This window comes from Peiella sedimenti (assembly GCF_030504955.1).
In the GTDB taxonomy this organism is placed as follows: Bacteria; Pseudomonadota; Alphaproteobacteria; order Caulobacterales; family Caulobacteraceae; genus Brevundimonas; species Brevundimonas sedimenti.
In genome coordinates, this window is the sequence record NZ_JAUKTR010000002.1 from 134,692 (window position 1) to 154,341 (window position 19,650).

Consider the following 19,650-nt stretch of genomic DNA (forward strand, 5'->3'; position numbering starts at 1 on the left):
GCATCAAGTCATCAGGCCCTAGTCATCAGATCCGGGGCGTCAGGCGGCGAGGGCCGCCAGTCCCCGCGCCTTGGCCTCGGCGGCTTCGGCCAGGGCCGTCAGCAGCAGCGGCGCGCTGACCGGCTTGGCCAGGTGGCGGTCCGCGCCGGCGGCCTTGGCCAGGGCCATGTGTTCGGGCAGGGCGTTTGCCGTGAGCATGATCACCGGGGTCGGCGCCGCGCCCGACGCCATCTCCAGGTCGCGGATGGCGCGGGTGGCCGACAGGCCGTCCATGACCGGCATCTGCATATCCATCAGGACCACATCGAAGGCGTCCGCCTCGAAGGCCTCGACCGCCTCGGCCCCGTTTTCGACGGAGACCAGATCGACATTGGCCTGGGCGGTGATCAGCTCGATGACCTTGCGGTTCGCCGGATGGTCGTCGGCCAGCAGCACGCGCAGCGGCCGCTCCTCCACCTCGACCGGGGCCAGTTCGACCTCGGCCGCCGGCGCCTCGCAGGCCTGCAGCGGCAGGGTCAGGATAAAGCACGAGCCGCCGCCCGGCTCGCTTTCGCAATCCAGCTGGCCGCCCATCATGTCCGCCAGCTGACGGCAGATGGCCAGGCCCAGGCCTGACCCGCCGAAGCGGCGCGTGATGGAGCCGTCGGCCTGCTCGAAGCGTCCAAACAGGCGGCCCTTGTCCGTGGCGTCGAAGCCCACGCCGGTGTCCTCGACCGTGAAGCGGAAGGCGCCTTCGCCCGCGGGCTGCGCCGTCATGCGCACGAAGCCGGTCTCGGTGAACTTGACCGCGTTGGAGACCAGATTGGTCAGGATCTGCTTCAGGCGCACCACGTCGTTGGCGAACCATCCGTCCGCCTCGGGCGCCACGTCGACGAAGAACTGCAGGCCCTTGGCCTGGGCCGGCGCTTCATAGAGGCGCGCCGCCTCCAGGATGGCCCCCTTCAGATGGAAGGCGTCCTCGCGGATCGAGAGCCGGCCCGATTCGATGCGCGCCAGATCGAGAATGTCCGATAGCAGGGTCTGCAGGGTGTCGCCCGATGAGCGGATCAGGCCCACCATCTCGTGCTGTTCCGCCGTCAGATCACTGTGCGCCAGCACCTGAGCCACCCCGATGACTCCGTTCAGCGGCGTGCGGATTTCGTGGCTCATATTGGCCAGGAACTCGCTCTTGGCGCGGTTGGCGGTCTCGGCGGCGTCGCGGGCGGCGGCCAGGGATTCGGCGGCCAGCTTCAGATCGGTGATGTCGGTGATGACCGTGGCCAGGCAGCCGTCGGCGGTGCGGCGATCCTGGATGCGCAGCCAGCGGCCGTCCGACAGGCGCTGCTCGATGATGGACGAGCCGGCCCGGCGCGCCGCCAGCCGCTCGGCCAGCCAGGCGTTCTCGCGGCCCACGGCCTCGGCGTAGTCGCCCCGCTCAAGCCCGTAGCGAAGCAGGTCGGCGAAGCGACGGCCCCGCACCAGGAGGTGCTTCAGTTCGGGATGAATGTCCGTATAGCGCGCGTTCCAGACGAGCAGGCGGTCCTCGGCGTCGTAGAAGCCCAGGCCGTCGGGCATGGCGTCCATGGCCGACTGCAGGAAGTGCGCGGCGTTCACGCGCTCCGGCCGCAGAACGCCCTGGGCGGCGGCGATGGCGGCGCCGAGAAATGCCCCCAGCGCCACCACCAGAATGGGGCCGATAGCCAGGGGCGCGGGACAGGAGGAACCGACATTGGAGCTGAGCACCAGGCCGACGCTGAGGTGCGCGGCCCAGGCCGCTGCGCCGGCTGCGGCCCCCGCCAGGCCGATCCGGGCCCAGCCGCGGACCCGGCCCGCCTCGTCGCGGAGGCGGAACAGCATCAGGGCGCCCACGCCGGCCAGGACGCAGAACAGACTCAGGCCCAGCAGGACGCCTGGGCTCTGCGCGCCGAAAAGACAACTCAGCGTCAGGTTCAAACGGACCATCCCTCGTGATCCCGCCCAGCTTGGCGGCAAAGCCCTTAAGAAAAGGGTGACGTAACGCCGTTTGCGACGATTATTGTCGCGTTTCCGTGGTGGACGGGCGGCCGGCGCGGCGCCATCACCGGACGACTCTGGGATCGCAATGGCCCTTTTCGACACGCCTCTGCTCGGGGACCGACGGCCCCACCGCCTGGCCGGGCCGCACATGCTGGCGCTGGCCGCGGTCGCGCTGGGCCTTGTCGCCCTGGTGGCCATGGCGGGGCTGCGGACAGAGGTCGTCGCGGCGGCGCTGTTCGCGGGCGGGGCGGCGGCCTGGGCGATCCTGTCCAGCGCCAGGGCGGCCCTGCCCACCGCGCCCGCCGCCGTGGAGCCCGCCCCCGGCCTGGGCGCGGCGGGGGTTGCGGCCCTGCCCCTGGCCCTGCCGGACCCGGTAATGATCGTCGAAGGGGTCGAACCCGACGGCGCGGGCGACCGGCGCATCATCTTCGCCAACCCGCCGGCCCGGGCCCTCTATCGCCTGGGCGAGCCGCCCTCGCTGCTCCTGACCTCGATCCGCGACCCCGAGGTGCTGGAGGCGGTGGACGAGGCCCTGTTCGGCGGGACGGCGCGCACGGTGCTTCACCTGCCCGGAGGGGTTCAGGACCGCGCCTGGCGCATCTCGGCCCGTCCCCTGCCGCCCGCCGGGGACGCCCACCGCTGCCTGCTGCATTTCCGCGACGAAACCGACAGCCGGCGGGTCGAGCGGATGCGGGCCGACTTCCTGGCCAACGCCAGCCACGAGCTGCGGACGCCTCTGGCCTCGCTGGGCGGCTTCATCGAGACGTTGAAGGGGCCGGCGCGCGACGATCCCAAGGCGCAGGACCGCTTCCTCGACATCATGGCCGATCAGGTCAGCCGCATGAGCCGCCTGGTCGGCGACCTGATGTCCCTGTCCCGCGTCGAGCTGAACGAGCACATCCCTCCGTCCGGCCGGGTCGACCTGTCGCTGGCCGTGACCGACACCCTGGACGCCATGACGCCGATCGCGCGCGAGGCCGAGGTGCGGCTGTCCTTCACGCCGCTGGAGCGGGGCGACGCCGCCGTGATCGGCGACCGCGACGAAATCATCCAGGTGGCGCAGAACCTGATCCACAACGCCATCAAGTTCACCCCCGCCGGCGGCGAGGTGGTGATCGAGGCCCGGTCGGGCCTGACCCTGGCGGAGGCCTGCGCCTCGGCCTGGCCGCAGGCTTCGCGCATGCCGCTGCTGACTCCCGATCCGGACGAGCGGGTCCGCTATGTGCGCCTGACCGTGCGCGACCACGGGCCGGGGATCGCGCGCGAGAACCTGCCGCGCCTGACCGAGCGCTTCTATCGGGTGGAGGGGGCCAAGCCCGGCAAGGCGGCCGATCCGGGCGGCCGGGCGGGATCGGGCCTCGGCCTGGCCATCGTCAAGCACATCGTCAACCGTCATCGCGGCGGCCTGGCGGTGGAGAGCGTGCCGGGCCAGGGCGCCGTCTTCGCCGTCTATTATCCCCAAGCCACCTCAGCCTGAACGGCCCAGGCCGTGGGTTGAAATAAAACTGTCACCGTATCTTCGTAATCCCCCCATCGTCCGTAGGCAGGGTCCGCCCGCCTGCGAGCGCCCTTCGGCGTGTCGTTTCCGCTTCCCGTTGCGCCGAGTGTTCCCCGCCCCATGATCCTGTCCCTGGGCCTGCTGCTTATACTGGCGCTCGCGGCCGCGGGGTTCGTGCTGGGCCGCGCCCGCCTGGCGCGCGTGATCGGCGGCGGCGGCCCGCGCCCTGTTTCGCGGCCCATTCATCACGGCCTGCGCGTGGCGCTGTGGAGCGCGGTCCCGGCCGCGGCCGTGGCCCTCGCCGCCGCCCTGGTTTCAGGCCCCGTGCAGGTTCAGGCGGCGCGCGCCTCCTTGCCCGCCGAGATCGCCGCCCAGGCGCCGCTGGAGCAGTCCGTCTACGTCAGCGACGTGATCGCCCAGGCCCATGGCGGCTTCGCCTCGGCGCGCATCCGCACCCCCGCTGAACAGTCGGCCATGACCGAGGCCGCCCAGACGGTGCGCCGGATCGACCAGGGCTTCCGCTGGGGCGGACTGGCCCTTGCCCTCATCGCCGGCTTCCTGGCGGGCTGGCGGGCCATCGTCTCGATCCGGCCCGAACTGAAGGCGCGCCAGCATGTGGAGGCCTGGATCTGGCTGGCCCTTGCGCTGTGCTCGACGGTGGCGGTTCTGACCACCGTGGGGATCATCGGCTCGCTACTCTATGAGAGCCTGCGCTTCTTCCGCAGCGTTTCGCCGGTGGAGTTCCTGACGGGCCTGCAGTGGAGCCCGCAGATCGCCATTCGCGCTGACCAGGCGGGCCAGTCCGGCGCCTTCGGGGCGGTGCCCCTGTTCGCCGGCACGCTGCTGATCACGGTCATCGCCATGGTCGTGGCCGCGCCCATCGGGCTTTACGCCGCCATCTATCTGGCGGAGTACGCCAGCCGCCTTCAGCGCGCCTGGATCAAGCCCATGCTGGAGATCCTGGCCGGGGTGCCGACCGTGGTCTACGGCTTCTTCGCGGCTCTGACGGTGGGGCCGGCGTTGCGCGGCTTCTTCAACGGCATCGGCGCCATGCTGGCGGGCGGGCCGCTCGACGCCCTGGGCCAGCACCTGATGCAAGTTCAGAACCAGATGGCGCTGGTGGCCGGCGCCGTCATGGGCATCATGCTGATCCCTTTCGTCTCGTCCCTGTCGGACGACATTCTGAACGCCACGCCCCAGTCGCTGCGCGACGGCTCCCTGGCCCTTGGCGCCACGCGGTCCGAGACCGTGCGCAAGGTGCTGCTGCCCGCCGCCCTGCCCGGCATCGCCGCGGCCCTGCTGCTGGCCGTGTCGCGCGCCATCGGCGAGACCATGATCGTGACCATGGCGGCGGGGCTGCAGGCCAACCTGACCGCGAACCCGCTGGACACGGTCACCACCGTCACCGTGCAGATCGTCACCCTGCTCACCGGGGACCAGGAGTTCAACAGCCCCAAGACCCTGGCCGCCTTCGGTCTGGGCCTGACTCTCTTCGCCGTGACCCTGGCCCTGAACCTGATCGCCCAGCGCATCGTCAAAGCCTATCGTGAACAGTATGACTGACGCTCGCCAGGCCCCCTCGTCGCGCGCCCTCATTGAGCGCAGCCTCAAGCGGCGCAACGCCGCCGAGCGCCGTTTCCGCCTGTACGGCGTGCTGGCCATCTGCGTGGCGCTGGGCTTCCTGGCGCTGCTGCTGGGACGCATCATTCAGCAGGGCCACAGCGCCTTCGTCGCCCACGAGATGAGCGTCTCGGTGCCGCTGGATCCCAGCCGCATCGACCGCAGCTATCCGGCCGGCGCCAACTACGACCTGATGGCCGCCGAACAGGTGGGCGCCCTGCTGGGAATCAGCCCCACGGACGAGGCGGCGCTGACCGAGGTGCGCGAGATCCTGTCGCCGGACGTGGGTCTGCAACTGGGCGAACAGGTGCGCGACGATCCCGCCCTGATCGGGCAGACCATCACCATCCACGCCCCGCTGGGCGACGACGCCGACCAGTATCTGAAGGGCGAGATCAATCGCGAGACGCTGGAGGCGCAGCGCGTGCTGACCGACCGCCAGCTGGACTGGATCGACCGGCTGGAGGCGCGCGGCGTCATCTCTTCGGCCTTGAATACGGGACTGTTCACGCGGGGCGACTCCACCCAGGCCGAGCTGGCGGGCCTCTTGGGCGCCATCGTCGGTTCGGCCCTGATGCTGCTGGTGACGGCGGCGGTGGCCCTGCCGATCGGTCTGCTCGCGGCGGTGTGGCTGGAGGAGTTCGCGCCCAAGGGCCGCCTGACCGACTTCATCGAGGTCAACATCAACAACCTGGCCGCCGTGCCGTCCATCGTCTACGGCCTGCTGGGCCTGGCGGTGTTCATCAACACGCTGGGCCTGCCGCGCGCCTCGCCCCTGGTGGGCGGACTGGTGCTGGCCCTGATGGCCCTGCCGACGGTCATCATCGCCACGCGTTCGTCGCTGAGGGCCGTGCCGCCCTCGATCCGCGAGGCGGCCCTGGCGCTGGGCGCCTCCAAGACCCAGGCCGTCTTCGGCCACGTGGTGCCCCTGGCCATGCCCGGCGTCATGACCGGCGCCATCATCGCCCTGGCCCACGCGCTGGGTGAGACCGCGCCCCTTCTGATGATCGGCATGATCAGCTTCGTGCCGGGCGTGGCGGAGGGCTTCACCTCGGCGGCCTCGACCCTGCCGACCCAGATCTTCATCTGGGAGAACGCCGCCGAGCGCGCCTTCCACGAGCGCACGGCCGCCGCCATCATCGTCCTTCTGGCCTTCATGATCCTGATGAACGCCGCCGCCATCTTCCTGCGCCGCCGCTTCGAGCGGCGGTGGTGAGCCCCATGACCGACAACCTCTCACACGCCCCCGCGCCCGCCGTCACCGCCGCCTCGAGCGGCCGCGCCCAGAACGTGAAGATCCGCGCCCGCGGCGTGAACGTCTTCTACGGCGCCAAGCAGGCCCTGTTCGACGTGGACATGGACATTCCCGACCGCACGGTGACGGCGTTCATCGGCCCCTCCGGCTGCGGCAAGTCCACCTTCCTGCGCTGCATGAACCGAATGAACGACACCATCGTCGGCGCGCGGGTCGAAGGCGCCATCACGATGGACGGCGAGGACCTCTACGCCAAGGGTCTGGACCCGGTGCTGCTGCGCGCCCGCGTGGGCATGGTCTTCCAGAAGCCGAACCCCTTCCCCAAATCCATCTACGAGAACGTCGCCTACGGCCCACGCATCCACGGCCTGGCGCGCACCAAGGCCGAGATGGACCACGTGGTCGAGACGGCGCTGAAGAAGGCGGGCCTGTGGGATGAGGTAGCCGACCGGCTGTCGCATCCGGGCACCGGCCTGTCGGGCGGCCAGCAGCAGCGCCTGGTCATCGCCCGCGCCATCGCCGTGCGGCCCGAGGTGATCCTGATGGACGAGCCCTGCTCGGCCCTGGACCCCATCGCCACCGCCCGCATCGAAGAGCTGATCGACGAGCTGCGGCGCGACTACTGCATCGTCATCGTCACCCACTCCATGGCCCAGGCGGCGCGCGTCTCGCAGAAGACCGCCTTCTTCCACATGGGCCGGGTGGTCGAGGTGGGCGACACCGAGACCATCTTCACCAATCCGCGCGATACGCGCACCAGCGACTACATCACCGGCCGCTTCGGCTGAGGACCCCCCGATGAACTCTCATATCGTCAAGGCCTACGACGAGGAACTGAACCATCTGACGGCCGAGGTGGCGCGGATGGGCGGCCTGGCCGAGGCCCAGGTGTCGGAGGCCATCGCCTCCATGGCCCGGCGCGACGCGACCCTGGCCCAGCAGGTGATCGACCGCGACCTGAAGATCGACGCCCTGCACCTGGACATCGAGCACAAGGCCATCCGCCTAATCGCCCTGCGTCAGCCCATGGCCGACGACCTGCGCCGCACGGTGGCCGCCATCAAGATCGCACAGGATCTGGAGCGGGTCGGCGACCTGGCCCGCAGCGTGGCCAAGCGGGGCCTGGGCCTGATCGACGGCGAGCCGCTGACGCCGCTGACCCGGTCAATCGAACGCATGGGCAAGCTGGTGGCCGACCGGCTGAAGGACGTGCTGGACGCCTACAGCGCCGGCCACGCCGAACGCGCCCTCCAGGTGTGGCGCTCGGACGAGGAGATCGACGAGCACTACAACGCCCTGTTCCGCGAGCTGCTGACCTACATGATGGAGGACCCGCGCACGATCGCGGCCTGCACCCATCTGCTGTTCATGGCCAAGAACCTCGAGCGCATCGGCGACCACGCCACCAACATCGCCGAGCAGGTTCACTACGAGGTGACGGGCCGTGAGCCCGAGGGCGCCCGGCCGCGCACGCCGGCCCCCGCCGCCCCCATCGATGAGCCCGGGAGGGACTGATGCAGCCCAAGATTCTGGTGGTCGAGGACGAGGAGGCCCTGGCCACCCTGCTCCAGTACAATCTGGAAAAGGCCGGCTACACGGTCGACCTGGCCCGGGACGGCGAGGAGGCCCTGACCCAGGTTTCCGAACAGAAGCCTGACCTGGTGGTGCTGGACTGGATGCTGCCGGCGGTGTCGGGCGTCGAGGTGTGCCGCCGCCTGCGCGGCCAGGCCGACACCCGCAACCTGCCCATCGTCATGCTGACGGCCCGGGGCGAGGAGAGCGACCGCATCCGGGGCCTGGACACCGGCGCCGACGACTATCTGACCAAGCCCTTCTCCATGGCCGAGTTGATCGCGCGCATCCGGGCGGTGCTGCGCCGCATCCGACCCGGCCTGGTGGACGACCGCCTGACCCATGGGGACATCGTGGTGGACCGCGTCTCGCATCGCGTGCGCCGCAACGGCCGCGAGGTGAAGCTGGGCCCGACCGAGTTCCGCCTGCTGGATCACCTGATGCAGCACCCGCGACGGGTGTTCAGCCGCGAACAGCTGCTGGACGCCGTCTGGGGCTCGGACGTCTATGTGGAGGCGCGCACGGTCGACGTGCATGTGGGCCGCCTGCGCAAGGCGCTGACCCTGCCCGGAGAGGTGGACCCGATCCGCACCGTGCGTTCGGCCGGCTACTCACTCGACCTCGAGGACTGAACCGCGTCCGGCGCGATGCGGTAGTCGCGCGAGCAGTATTCGCAGCGCACCTCGACCATGCCGTCGTCGCGGCGCATGGCCTCGACCTCGTCCTGGGGGAAGGATTTCAGCATGCCCATGACGCGCTCGTGTGAGCAGCGGCAGCGGGCGCGGATCACCGTGGGCGTGTTCATGCGCACGCCGTCCTCGTGGAACAGCCGGTAGAGCAGCCGGTCGGCGGGCACGGTCGGATCGACCAGCTCGTCCACCCCCAGGGTGTTGAACAGCGCCTCGCCGTGTTCGAAGGCGTGGGCCGTCTCGCCGCGCGCCGCATCGCCCGCCAGGGTCTGCAGGGACAGGCCGCCCGCACGCCAGCGCTCGCCCTGGCCGTCGAAGACGCGGCCCACCCCCAGGCGCACCCGCGTCGGAATCTGCTCGGACTGGGCGAAGTAGCGCTCGGCCGCGTCCGACAGGCTCTCGCCCTCCAGGCTGACCACGCCCTGCTGGCGTTCGAAGTCGGCACCCTGGTCCAGCGTCAGGATCAGCACGCCGCCGCCCAGCAGCTGGTCGGCGTTCGGGCGAGGCGTCTCGGCTTCCAGGGCCTGGACGGCCTCCTGGTCGAAACCCGCATAGCCCCGCAGGTCCCCTGAGGCGTCATAGTCGGCGGTGACGAACCGCACAGGTCCGCCCTGGCCTTGCGCCTGCACGATCAGGCGCCCCTGGAACTTCAGGCTCGAGCCCACCAGCGACGCCAGCACGCAGATCTCGCCCAGCAGGCCGGCCACGGCCTCGGGATAGTCGTGCCGGGTCAGCACCTCGTCGATGGCCGGACCCAGGCGCACGATGCGCCCGATCAGAGGCTGGTCCTGAAGCTGGTAGCCGGCGGCCAGGTCGTCGATCAGTCCGGATTGGGTCAGGGAATCGTTCAAGGCTCTCGTCTCATCTTTGCTCGCGTCCGCAGATAGCGTCGGCAGGCGTCTGTGGTAAGGGTCGGAACCGCAGCCGGAGCCGTTGGTTTCGGCCCGGAGGGAGGATTGCATGGCGGGACGACCGCGCCTGAAACCGCTGCACAAGCAGACCATGGTCATCACCGGAGCGACCTCCGGCATCGGCCTGGCCACGGCCCGGGCCGCCGCCCGGCGCGGCGCGCGGGTGTTCCTGATCGCGCGCGGCGGCGATGATCTGCGCGCCCTCAGCGAAGAGATTCAGGCCGCCGGCGGCCGCGCCGCCTATGCGGTGTGTGATGTGGCCGATGAGGCGGCGCTGAACGAGGCCGCCGACCGCTGCCGCCGCCTGTTCGGCGGCATCGACACCTGGGTCAACAACGCGGGCGCCTCCATCTACGGCCCCATCCGAGAGACCACGCTCGAGGATCACAAGCGCCTCTTCGACACCAACTACTGGGGCGTGGTGAACGGCTCGCTCGTGGCGGTCGAGCAGCTGCGCGCCCAGGGCGGCGGCGCGCTGATCAATGTGGGCTCGGTCCTGTCGGACGCGCCCATCCCGGTGCAGGGGCTGTACTCGGCCTCGAAGCACGCGGTGAAGGGCTTCACCAACGCCCTGCGCATGGAGCTGATGCGCGAGAAGGCGGGGATCTCGGTCACCCTGGTCAAGCCCTCGGCCATCGACACGCCCTACAATGAACACGCGCGCAACCTGACGGGCGAGCCCTTCCGCAACCCCCCGCCCGTCTATGCCGCCAGCGTGGTGGCAGACGTCATCGTGCACTGCGCCGAGAACCCCATCCGCGAGATCACGGTCGGCGGCGGCGGGCGGGTCATCGCCGGCTTCCACCACCTGATCCCGGGGCTGGCCGAGCCCCTGTTCGCCAGGTTCGGCCCGGCCATGATGCGCAACCCCCGGGGCGAGATGCCCGAGCACGACGGTTTGTGGGACCCGACCGAAGACGGCCTTTACGAGGAGGTCGACGACTATCCCCACGTGCGCACCTACAGCCTGTTGGCCCAGGCGCGCATGCACCCGCGCCTTGTGATCGGCGCGGTCGGGCTGGGCGTGGCGGCCGCGGTTCTGCTGGTGCTGCTGAACCGGCCCCGGCGCTCGCGCGCCGACCGCATGACCGAGGTCAGCCGCCGCCAGGCCCAGGCTCTGGGCGAGCTTCTGGCGGGCGCGGGACGAAAGGGCCGCCGCGTGCTGCGCGAGGTGCGCGACGAGGGCCGCGAGACCGCCGCCGGCTGGGCCGCCGGCCTGACGGCCCTGATCGCGGCCATGGCCGGGGCCATCGACCGCCGCAACCGGCGCGGCTAGGCGCCAGCCCTCCCCGGTTCAGTCGGTCGGACGCGCCTCAGCGAGCGCGGCCAGAACATCCCTGACGTCGGTGATCTCAGGCATCCGGCCAAGGCGGGTACGCAGCCAATTGATCCACGCCGGGTGATCCATGTCCGTGGTCAGCACCAGCACCACGTCCCACTCCGGGATCAGCATGATGTACTGAAGATGGTTGCCGCGCGCGGAGTAGAAACGCTGGGTCATGCCCAGCCGCTCGATGCCCTCCTGGCTGCGCCACAGATAGCCGTAATCGTCGGCCTCTTCCCGCTGCGTGTGTGGATAGAGGGTGTCGGCGACCCACTGGGCCGGCACGACCTGATGGGCGTTCCAGCACCCGTTGCGGAGGTAGAGATAGCCGAACCGGGCCCGGTCCCGGGTCGACATCCAGGTGCGGTAGCTGGGATGGACCGACACCTCTTCCAGATCTTCGCGCACGTCCGAGGCGGTGAAGTCCTGCATCTGCAGGGCGCGGCTGAACCCCGCCTCCATCTGCCGGCCCAGGGACGCCCCGCCCGTATTGCGGACGATGGTTCCCAGCGCGTTGAAGTCCCAGTTGTTGTACCAGTAGTGCGTGCCCGGCGCGTGGCTGCCCTTGGCGGGCATGCCCTCCCGATCGCCGGGCGACATGAAGGCGGCCTCGCGGTAGATCCCCGAGCGCGAGCGCAGCAGATCATGAACCGTGGCGGTGCGTTCGGTCGCCGTCAGGGGATCATGCTCGTCGATGCCCAGCTCGGCCATGGTGGCGTCCAGGCGCAGGCGCCCATCGGCGATGTGCTGGCCGATGACCGCGCCCAGAAGGCTCTTGCGGATCGAGCGCGTGTCATAGGCGCGGTCCAGGTCGCCGAAGCTGGACACGACCCGGCCCCGATGCACGACCATGCCGGCGACCCAGTGACCTCGGCGCGCCGCGGCCTCGAAGGCGGCCAGACCCTCGGCCGACCAGCCCGAGCGCGCGGGCGTCAGCGTCTCCCACGCGGCGCCGGGATAGGCGGCCCCCGCATCCTCAGGGGAGCAGGCGCCGTAGCGCCCCTGGGCCGGCGGACCGGACGGCGCCGTGGAGGCCCGCACCGTCCGCACGCGCGTCGGGGCGTGAGCCGAAGGGCTGGGGCTGGGCGACGCGCTGCCAGATCCCGAACCACTCGGCGAGGGACTGGGTGAAGGGCTGCCCGATCCGGACCCACTGCCGCTCGGCGACGGACTGGGGGATGGCGACGGCGAGGGAGACGGGCTGGCCTCGGCGCAGCCGGTCGAGAGGATCAGGGCGGCTGTGAAGGCCGCGATGGGACGACGCATGTTGCGGCTCCAGGTTCGAAACTGAAGCCTGGCTATTCCGCGCGCCGATCCTCTGCACGCGCATCCGTGTCCGCGCCGGTCGGCCCGGACACGATAGTTCGCCGCCGGTACTCAGCCGGGGTCAGGCCGGTAGCCTCCGTGAAGGCGGCATAGAAGGTCGAGCGCGACCGGAAGCCCGCCTCCATGCCCAGCGGCTCCACCGCCACCCTGGCGTTCGCTGGATCTGTCAGGCGGCGCCTGGCGTCCTCGACCCGGCGCGCGGTCACCTCGATGGCGAAGCTGGAGTCCGCCGCCGATAGCGCCTGGGAGACGTGGTGCGGCGGCACGCCTGTTCGACGGGCAAGCTCCTCCAGGCTGAAGTCGGGCCGCCGCCAGGGGGCGTCCTCCGCGTCGAGTACGGCGCGCACCCTGTCCCGCAGGGCCATAAGCGCCTCCCCCTGCAGGCCGGAGCGGGCGTAGCGCCCCTGGGTCACCCGCGTGTGCGCCGTGGCGGCGACAAGGGCCAGGGCGAACAGGGCGAGCCCGCCCAGGCTTCCGGCCACGGCCACGGCGTCCTGATGGGCGGGCGTGAGAAAGCGCACCGCCTGGCCGATGTGGATCGCTCCCATCGTGGACAGGACCGCCAGGGGCCGCCAGAAGCCTGGCACGTCCGATCGCAGCCACGGCGCCGCCCTGACGAAAACCGCCGCGGAGATCAGCGAAAAGGCCGCGATCACGGCCACCTGCAGATGGGCGGGGAGGGCCGGCCATCGGCCGGTCGCCGTGGGAACGAAGCAGATCAGCCCCAGCGCCAGGAGCGGGCCTGCGATCCAGAGGCTCGCGCGCCGGGAAAGGGGCCGGCCCACGGCAAGGGCGACATAGGCGAGGAGCATGGGCCCCGCGACAAGGGTTCCTATCTGCTCGACAGCGACCGCCAGGCTCTCGACCGCGCCGTCGTAGCGGTGGGTGATCAGAATGCAGGTGATCACGACGGCCAGGACCACGAGCAGGCCGGCGAAGGCCGTGTCGCGCGGCTCGCGACGCCGGGCCGCCAGGATCAACAGCGCCAGCAGGGCTGCATCGAGCGCTCCGGCCAGGACGATGGCTGCGGTCAGGTCCATGACCACAGCCTAGCTGTATTGCCCGAGGTCTGCGAAGCGCCTCCATCAGGATCACATTTCGTTGCAGCCGCGCCGTCGTCGGCCGGGCCCCGGATCGCTCGTCGCCTGCTCCAGGCGGACGGCGGATTCACGGGCTTGTGATGGCGCGGCCGCAACCCTTGCCACACCGCCGTCGCGTAGGGTTTTCCCCCGCTCGCCCCCAGGCCCGACTCTCGAATCACCTGAAAGGCGAGGTCAAGCCGTTGACGCCTCGTTAGGGTTATGACCCCCTAGATGTGGTTCTCTGGGGTGAACGAACCACTAGATGCGGCGTGTCAGTCGCGTGGATTGGCTTTAGTCAGATTGGGGCGAAACGGGCATGGGCGGCCAGGAAGCGTTGAAGATCGAAGGTCTTGCGGGGCTGGAGCAGGCCGAGGCCAGGGCGCCGGAGCGGCCGTCCCTGCGCCTGGTGCGCAAGGTGGTCACCGACCCCTCGCGCGACGCTCTTCTGACCGACTTCGGCAAGACGACGCTGGAGGACCGCTACCTGCTGGCCGGCGAGTCCTATCAGGACATGTTCGCCCGCGTGTCCGAGGCCTATGCCGACGACGTCGACCACGCCCAGCGCATCTATGACTATATGAGCCGGCTGTGGTTCATGCCCGCCACGCCCGTGCTGTCGAATGGCGGCGCCAATCGCGGCCTGCCGATCAGCTGCTTCCTCAACGCCGTCTCCGACAGCCTGGAAGGCATTCAAGCGGTGTGGAACGAGAACGTGGCCCTGGCCTCCAACGGCGGCGGCATCGGCACCTACTGGGGCAAGGTCCGCTCCATCGGCGAGAAGGTGAAGGGCGCCGGCCAGACCAGCGGCATCATCCCCTTCATCCGCGTCATGGACAGCCTGACCCTAGCCATTTCGCAGGGCTCCCTGCGCCGCGGCTCGGCGGCGGTTTATCTCGACATTCACCACCCGGAGATCGAGGAGTTCCTCGAAATCCGGAAGCCCTCGGGCGACTTCAACCGCAAGTCCCTGAACCTGCACCACGGCATCAACATCACCGACGCCTTCATGGAGGCGGTGCGCGACGGCCGGTCCTTCGACCTGCTCTCGCCCAAGGACCAGTCGGTGGTGAAGAGCGTCGACGCCCGCGCCCTGTGGCAGAAGATTCTCGAGACCCGCCTGGCCACGGGCGAGCCCTATCTGATCTTCTCGGATCACGTGAACGCCCAGATGCCCCGCCACCAGAAGGAGCTGGGCCTGTCGGTGCGCCAGTCGAACCTGTGCAGCGAGATCATGCTGCACACCGGCCCCGATCACCTGGGCGTCGACCGCACGGCGGTCTGCTGCCTGTCCAGCGTCAATGCCGAGACCTTCATGGAGTGGCGCGACGAGCCCCGCTTCATCGAGGACGTCATGCGCTTCCTCGACAACGTGCTGGAGGACTTCATCACCCGCGCCCCGCCCGAGATGAAGGCGGCCATCTATTCGGCCAAGCGCGAGCGCTCGGTGGGCCTCGGCCTGATGGGCTTCCACTCCTTCCTGCAGAAGCAGGGCGTGGCCTTTGAAAGCGCCATGGCCAAGTCGTGGAACATGCGCATCTTCAAGCACCTGCGCCGCGAGGCCGACAAGGCCAGCCGCCTGCTGGCCGAGGAAAAGGGCGCCTGCCCCGACGCGGCCGAGCGCGGCGTCATGGAGCGCTTCTCGCACAAGCTGGCCATCGCCCCGACCGCGTCGATCTCGATCATCTGCGGCGGCACCAGCGCCGGCATCGAGCCGATCCCCGCCAACGTCTATACGCACAAGACCCTGTCCGGCTCGTTCGCGGTGAAGAACCCCTATCTGGAGGGGCTGCTTGAGGCGCGGGGCCAGAACACCGAGGAGACCTGGGCCTCGATCCTGGAGCACGAGGGTTCGGTCCAGCACCTCGACTGCCTGACCGACGACGAAAAGGCCGTCTACAAGACCGCCTTCGAGATCGACCAGCGCTGGGTCATCGAGCTGGCCGCGGACCGCACGCCGGAAATCTGCCAGTCCCAGTCGGTCAACGTCTTCCTGCCCGGCGACGTGGATAAGTGGGACCTGCACATGCTGCACTGGCAGGCGTGGGAGCGGGGCATGAAGTCCCTCTACTACCTGCGCTCCAAGTCGGTGCAGCGCGCCGCCTTCGCCGGTTCCGAGGCGCGCGAGGCCGTCGACATGAGCGGCGCGGCCAAGACCGATTACGAGGAATGTCTCGCCTGTCAGTAGGCTTTGCCCGTGCCGCGCAGGAGACCGCTTTGGGAACCGGCGCGGCGGCAGGCACGTTGGCTGTCACGAGTTCGCGGTTGCTTTCCGGCCCATAGCGGGCATCCTCAAGGCGACCACGACGGAGGGTGAGGCCGTATGCTGGGCGATGTAGGGCGATATGCGAAGACGGCGGGCGCGTTCAGCGCCCTCGCTGTCCTGTCCGCCCCGCTGTGCGCCCTGGCCGCCCAGCCCGCCGGCTATGTCCCCGGCCACCCGTTCACTGAAGACGACGGTGCACCCATGCACACTGGGCCCGTGGTCGACCGCCTGCGCGACATTCCCACGCCCGCCCCGGTCAACGGGAGCCAAGGCTCCCTCACCTCAAGCATCGGGTTTGACGGCGACGGCCTGACCGGCATGCGCACCCGCGAGGTCTGGCGCGAGGACGAGGGCCGCATCGACCGGCTGCGCGTCACCGTGGCCGGCCCTCTGCGCGGGCAGGGCGGCGCCCCCTGGGTCGTCGGCGATCCCAACCAGGCGGAACTGGACGCCCAGGCCTACGACATCAGCTACACGCGCGGCTGGCCGGTCCGCTATCAGGGCGAGACCATGGACGTGGAGCTCATTCCCCACGCCGGAGTCGGCGCCACCAGCGACGGCGGCTCGGTGGAGGCCGGGGCCACCATCCGCATCGGCGAAACTCAGGTGGTGGACGGACGCCGCTACGGCGATGAGGGCCGCTGGTATCTGTTCGCCGCCGGCTCGGGCCGGGCGGTGGGCATGAACTGGCGCCGTAACCTGAACGGCGGCTGGTCCCGCGACGGCATGAGCCACGACGCGGGAGCCTATATCGGCGACGCCCAGGTGGGCGTGGCCTGGCGGCGCGGCGACGTACAGGCCTCCTTCGGCTACGTGCACCGCGAGATCGAAGCCGAGGGTCTGGCCGGAGAGGGCTTTGACCGCGACCGGACGGAGGGCCTGCTGGCCTTCCAGATCTCGATCAAGCCCCAGTAATCCCTACAGATTCAGCAGGGCCGGGTCGCCCCCCTGGGCGGCGATGTTGACGCTGACGGCGCGCTCGGAAGCATAGCGCAGGAGCGCGTGCGGCCCGCCCGCCTTGGGCCCGGTGCCCGACAGGCCCTCGCCGCCGAAGGGCTGGACGCCCACCACCGCGCCGATGATCGAGCGGTTCACATAGACGTTGCCGGCCGGCACCAGCTCCATCACTTCGCGGGCGAAGGCGTCGATGCGACTGTGCACGCCCAGCGTCAGGCCATAGCCGCGCGCGGCCAGCTTCTTCGCCACAGCCTCCAGATCGGCCGGGTCATAGCGATAGACGTGCAGGATGGGCCCGAAGGTCTCGCGCTCCAGATAGTCCGGGCTCGGCACCTCGGCGATGGTGGGGGCGAAGAAGTCGCCGCGTCCGGCCAGATCGCCCAGCGGCTTGCGGTAGATGATCCGGGCGTCGCCCTCCAGGCGCGTGACGTGCGCCTCCAGCGCCTCGCGCGCCTCGGCGTCGATGACCGGGCCGATGTCGGTGGAGGGATCAGCCGGATCGCCGATGACCATGGCCTCCAGCGCGCCCTTCAGGCCCTCGATCAGCATGTCGGCCGAATCCTTGGGGGCGTAGAGCACCCGCAGGGCCGAGCAGCGCTGCCCTGCCGAGCCGACCGCGGACAACAGCACGTCGTCGATGACCTGTTCGCGCAGGGCCGTGGTGTCCACGAACATGCCGTTCAGCCCGCCCGTCTCGGCGATGAAGGGCACGATCGGCCCCGGCTTGGCGGCCAGGGCCCGGTTGATGCGCCAGGCCGTCTCGGTGCCGCCCGTGAAGGCCACACCGTCGATGCCGGGGTGCTCGGTCAGGGCCGCGCCGACGGTCTCGCCGCGTCCGGGCAGCAGGGCCAGGAGGCGTGGGTCCAGGCCGGCCGAATGAAACAGGCGCACGGCCTCGGCGGCCACCAGAGGGGTCTGCTCGGCCGGCTTGGCCAGGACCGCATTGCCCGCCGCCAGGGCCGCGGCGATCTGGCCGGTGAAGATGGCCAGGGGGAAGTTCCAGGGGCTGATGCAGACGAAGACGCCTCGCCCGCGCAGCTCCAGCTGGTTGGTTTCCCCGACCGGGCCCTTCAGGGTGATCGGCCCCGCGAACTGCTGCTCGGCCAGCAGGGCGTAGTAGCGCAGGAAGTCGCAGGCCTCACGCACCTCGGCCACGCCGTCGTTCAACGTCTTGCCGGCTTCGCGCGACAGCAGCGCCACGAAGCGGTCCAGCTGGGCCTCCAGCGCATCGGCCAGACGGCGCAGCACCGCCGCACGCATGGGGCCGCCCAGCCGATCCCACTCGCCTTGCGCCTCGTGACCCAGCGCCACGGCGCGGTCGATGTCGGCCTTGGACGCCTCGGACACCTGGCCCAGCACCCGGCTGCGGTCGGATGGACTGGTCGCCTCATAGGGTTCGACGCCCGCGCCGAGCGCCCCGCCCACGATGGGGCCGGCTACGAGGCGTTCGACATCCACGGCCTCCAGCGCGCGCTGGTGGGCTTCGCGGTCGGCGGCCTGCGTATAGTCGCGGCCAAGGGAGTTCAGGCGGTCGCCGTACATGTCCTGGGGTCTCGGGATCTTGGGATGGGGGCCGGGCTGGTGTTGCACGGCGGTGATGGGGTCGGACGCCACCAGGGCGGCCGGGACGCGCTCGTCCAGCAGGGCGTGCACGAATGACGAGTTGGCGCCGTTCTCAAGCAGGCGGCGCACCAGATAGGGCAACAGGTCCTCGTGCCCGCCCACGGGGGCGTAGGCGCGCACATTGATGCCGTTCCAGTCGCGCGCGGCGGCGTCGTAGAGGGCCTCGCCCATGCCGTGCAGGCGCTGGAACTCGACCTTCACGCCCGCCTTGTCCGCCAGGCGCCGGACCGACGCCAGCGAGTGGGCGTTGTGCGTGGCGAACTGGCCATAGATGTGCGGCGCCGCCTCGATCATAAGCCGCGCGCAGTGGAGGTAATTCAGGTCCGTGGCCGGCTTGGTGGTGAAGACCGGATAGTCGGGGCGTCCGGCGATCTGTGCGCGCTTGATCTCGGTGTCCCAGTAGGCGCCCTTGACCAGCCGGACCATCAGGCGCCGTCCGCTCTCGCGCGCGATGTCGGCGACCGCGGCGATCACATCGGGACAGCGCTTCTGGTAGGCCTGCACCGCAAGGCCAAGGCCGGTCCAGTCGCCCAGCGACGGTTCGCGCGCCAGCCGGTCGAGGATCTTGATCGAAATGGCCAGCCGGTCCGCCTCTTCGGCGTCCAGCGTGTAGTTCAAACCGCAGGGCGCGGCCAGCTCGGCCAGACGCAGCACGCGGGGATAGAGCTCGTCCCAGACGCGGCTTTCCTGGGTGGCTTCGTAGCGGGGCGACAGGGCCGACAGCTTGATGGAGACGCCGTGCCCCTCCTCCGGGCCCTGCCTTGCTCCACTCCGCGCGCGCCAGGCGCCCACCGCCGAGATGGCCTGGGCGTACAGCCGCTCGTAGCGCTCGGCGTCGGCGACGGTGCGGGCCCCCTCGCCCAGCATGTCGAACGAGCACAGATAGCCCTCGCGCTCGGCCCGGCGCAGGGCCGCATCGATGTCACGGCCCAGGACGAACTGCTCGCCCATGATGCGCACCGCCTGGCCCACCGCCTGGCGGATGACCGGCTCGCCGATGCGGCCCGCGACGCGCTTGAGGAAGCCGGGCAGGTCGGTGCGCGCCTGATCGTCCACGTCGACCAGCTTGCCGGTCAGCATCAGGCCCCAGGTGGAGGCGTTGACGAACAGGTTGTCGGACTTGCCCAGGTGGCTGGCCCAGTCGGCCGAGCCGATCTTCTCAGCGATCAGCCGGTCGCGCGTGTCGTCGTCGGGCGTGCGCAGCAGGGCCTCGGCCAGGCACATCAGGGCCAGCCCCTCGCGGGTGCCCAGGGAAAACTCCTGCAGGAAGCCCTCGACCACGCCCTGGCGCCTGGCATGGGCGCGCGCGCCTTCCACAAGCTGCTCGGCGGCCTTGCCCACCTGCATGCGCTCGGCGGGGTCAAGCGGCAGGTCGGCCAGCAGCTGCTCAATGACGGCGCGCTCGTCGGCGAACTTGCGCGCGTCGAGCGCGTCCCAGCGGCCGGGGTTCAGGTCGCCGGTGTAGGAAGAAGGGGGCGGGAGCGTCATGGCGGCCTCTTACTCCGTTCCGCGCGCGGACGGGAGGGGGCGATGAG

Annotated in this window: 14 protein-coding genes; 9 read left to right on the forward strand and 5 right to left on the reverse strand. The window is 70.3% G+C overall.

What is annotated here, in order from left to right; all coding sequences use genetic code 11:
* Nucleotides 1-39: 39 nt before the first annotated feature.
* Complete coding sequence (locus tag Q0812_RS05695; RefSeq protein WP_302109349.1) at nt 40-1,941, reverse strand: ATP-binding protein; 1,902 nt, start codon at nt 1,939-1,941, stop codon at nt 40-42.
* Nucleotides 1,942-2,080: 139 nt separating this feature from the next.
* Here Q0812_RS05695 and Q0812_RS05700 point away from each other — a divergent pair, with 139 nt between their 5' ends.
* The 6 genes from Q0812_RS05700 to phoB all read left to right on the forward strand — a co-directional run bounded on the left by Q0812_RS05700 (nt 2,081) and on the right by phoB (nt 8,572).
* Entirely contained in the window at nt 2,081-3,472 is a 1,392-nt protein-coding gene (locus Q0812_RS05700) for an ATP-binding protein (RefSeq protein ID WP_302109350.1), read from the forward strand.
* A 141-nt stretch (nt 3,473-3,613) separates the two neighbouring features.
* Nucleotides 3,614-5,056, forward strand: a complete 1,443-nt coding sequence (pstC, locus tag Q0812_RS05705; protein ID WP_425281552.1) for a phosphate ABC transporter permease subunit PstC — start codon at nt 3,614-3,616, stop codon at nt 5,054-5,056.
* The gene (pstA, locus tag Q0812_RS05710) at nt 5,049-6,329 is read left to right on the forward strand and encodes a phosphate ABC transporter permease PstA (protein WP_302109351.1); all 1,281 of its coding nucleotides are present in this window, start codon (nt 5,049-5,051) and stop codon (nt 6,327-6,329) included. Before pstC ends, pstA begins: the two co-directional genes overlap by 8 nt.
* A gap of 5 nt (nt 6,330-6,334) precedes the next feature.
* Nucleotides 6,335-7,156 (forward strand): phosphate ABC transporter ATP-binding protein PstB, encoded by an 822-nt coding sequence (gene pstB, locus Q0812_RS05715; protein WP_302109352.1) that lies wholly within the window; start codon nt 6,335-6,337, stop codon nt 7,154-7,156.
* A gap of 10 nt (nt 7,157-7,166) precedes the next feature.
* Complete coding sequence (gene phoU, locus Q0812_RS05720; protein WP_302109353.1) at nt 7,167-7,883, forward strand: phosphate signaling complex protein PhoU; 717 nt, start codon at nt 7,167-7,169, stop codon at nt 7,881-7,883.
* Entirely contained in the window at nt 7,883-8,572 is a 690-nt protein-coding gene (gene phoB, locus Q0812_RS05725; RefSeq protein ID WP_302109354.1) for a phosphate regulon transcriptional regulator PhoB, read from the forward strand. The genes phoU and phoB overlap by 1 nt, the downstream gene beginning before the upstream one ends.
* Here the strand turns inward: phoB and Q0812_RS05730 are convergent.
* Nucleotides 8,548-9,480, reverse strand: a complete 933-nt coding sequence (locus Q0812_RS05730) for an Hsp33 family molecular chaperone (RefSeq protein ID WP_302109355.1) — start codon at nt 9,478-9,480, stop codon at nt 8,548-8,550. The two genes, phoB and Q0812_RS05730, sit on opposite strands and share 25 nt — an antisense overlap.
* 109 nt (nt 9,481-9,589) lie before the next feature.
* Between Q0812_RS05730 and Q0812_RS05735 the strand changes: the two genes are divergently transcribed.
* Entirely contained in the window at nt 9,590-10,816 is a 1,227-nt protein-coding gene (locus tag Q0812_RS05735; protein WP_302109356.1) for an SDR family oxidoreductase, read from the forward strand.
* Between the two features lie 18 nt (nt 10,817-10,834).
* Here the strand turns inward: Q0812_RS05735 and Q0812_RS05740 are convergent, their stop codons facing one another.
* Entirely contained in the window at nt 10,835-12,130 is a 1,296-nt protein-coding gene (locus Q0812_RS05740; RefSeq protein ID WP_302109357.1) for a serine hydrolase domain-containing protein, read from the reverse strand.
* Between the two features lie 32 nt (nt 12,131-12,162).
* Nucleotides 12,163-13,230 carry an AraC family transcriptional regulator gene (locus tag Q0812_RS05745; protein ID WP_302109358.1) on the reverse strand — a complete coding sequence of 356 codons (1,068 nt, stop codon included), beginning with the start codon at nt 13,228-13,230 and terminating at the stop codon, nt 12,163-12,165.
* Nucleotides 13,231-13,588: 358 nt separating this feature from the next.
* Between Q0812_RS05745 and Q0812_RS05750 the strand changes: the two genes are divergently transcribed.
* Nucleotides 13,589-15,457, forward strand: coding sequence for a ribonucleoside-diphosphate reductase subunit alpha (locus tag Q0812_RS05750; protein ID WP_302109359.1), 1,869 nt, complete (start codon nt 13,589-13,591; stop codon nt 15,455-15,457).
* Between the two features lie 135 nt (nt 15,458-15,592).
* Nucleotides 15,593-16,450, forward strand: a complete 858-nt coding sequence (locus Q0812_RS05755; protein ID WP_302109360.1) for a lipid A-modifier LpxR family protein — start codon at nt 15,593-15,595, stop codon at nt 16,448-16,450.
* A 3-nt stretch (nt 16,451-16,453) separates the two neighbouring features.
* Here Q0812_RS05755 and putA read toward each other — a convergent pair whose 3' ends face one another.
* Entirely contained in the window at nt 16,454-19,603 is a 3,150-nt protein-coding gene (putA, locus tag Q0812_RS05760) for a bifunctional proline dehydrogenase/L-glutamate gamma-semialdehyde dehydrogenase PutA (RefSeq protein ID WP_302109361.1), read from the reverse strand.
* Between the last annotated feature and the right edge of the window lie 47 nt (nt 19,604-19,650).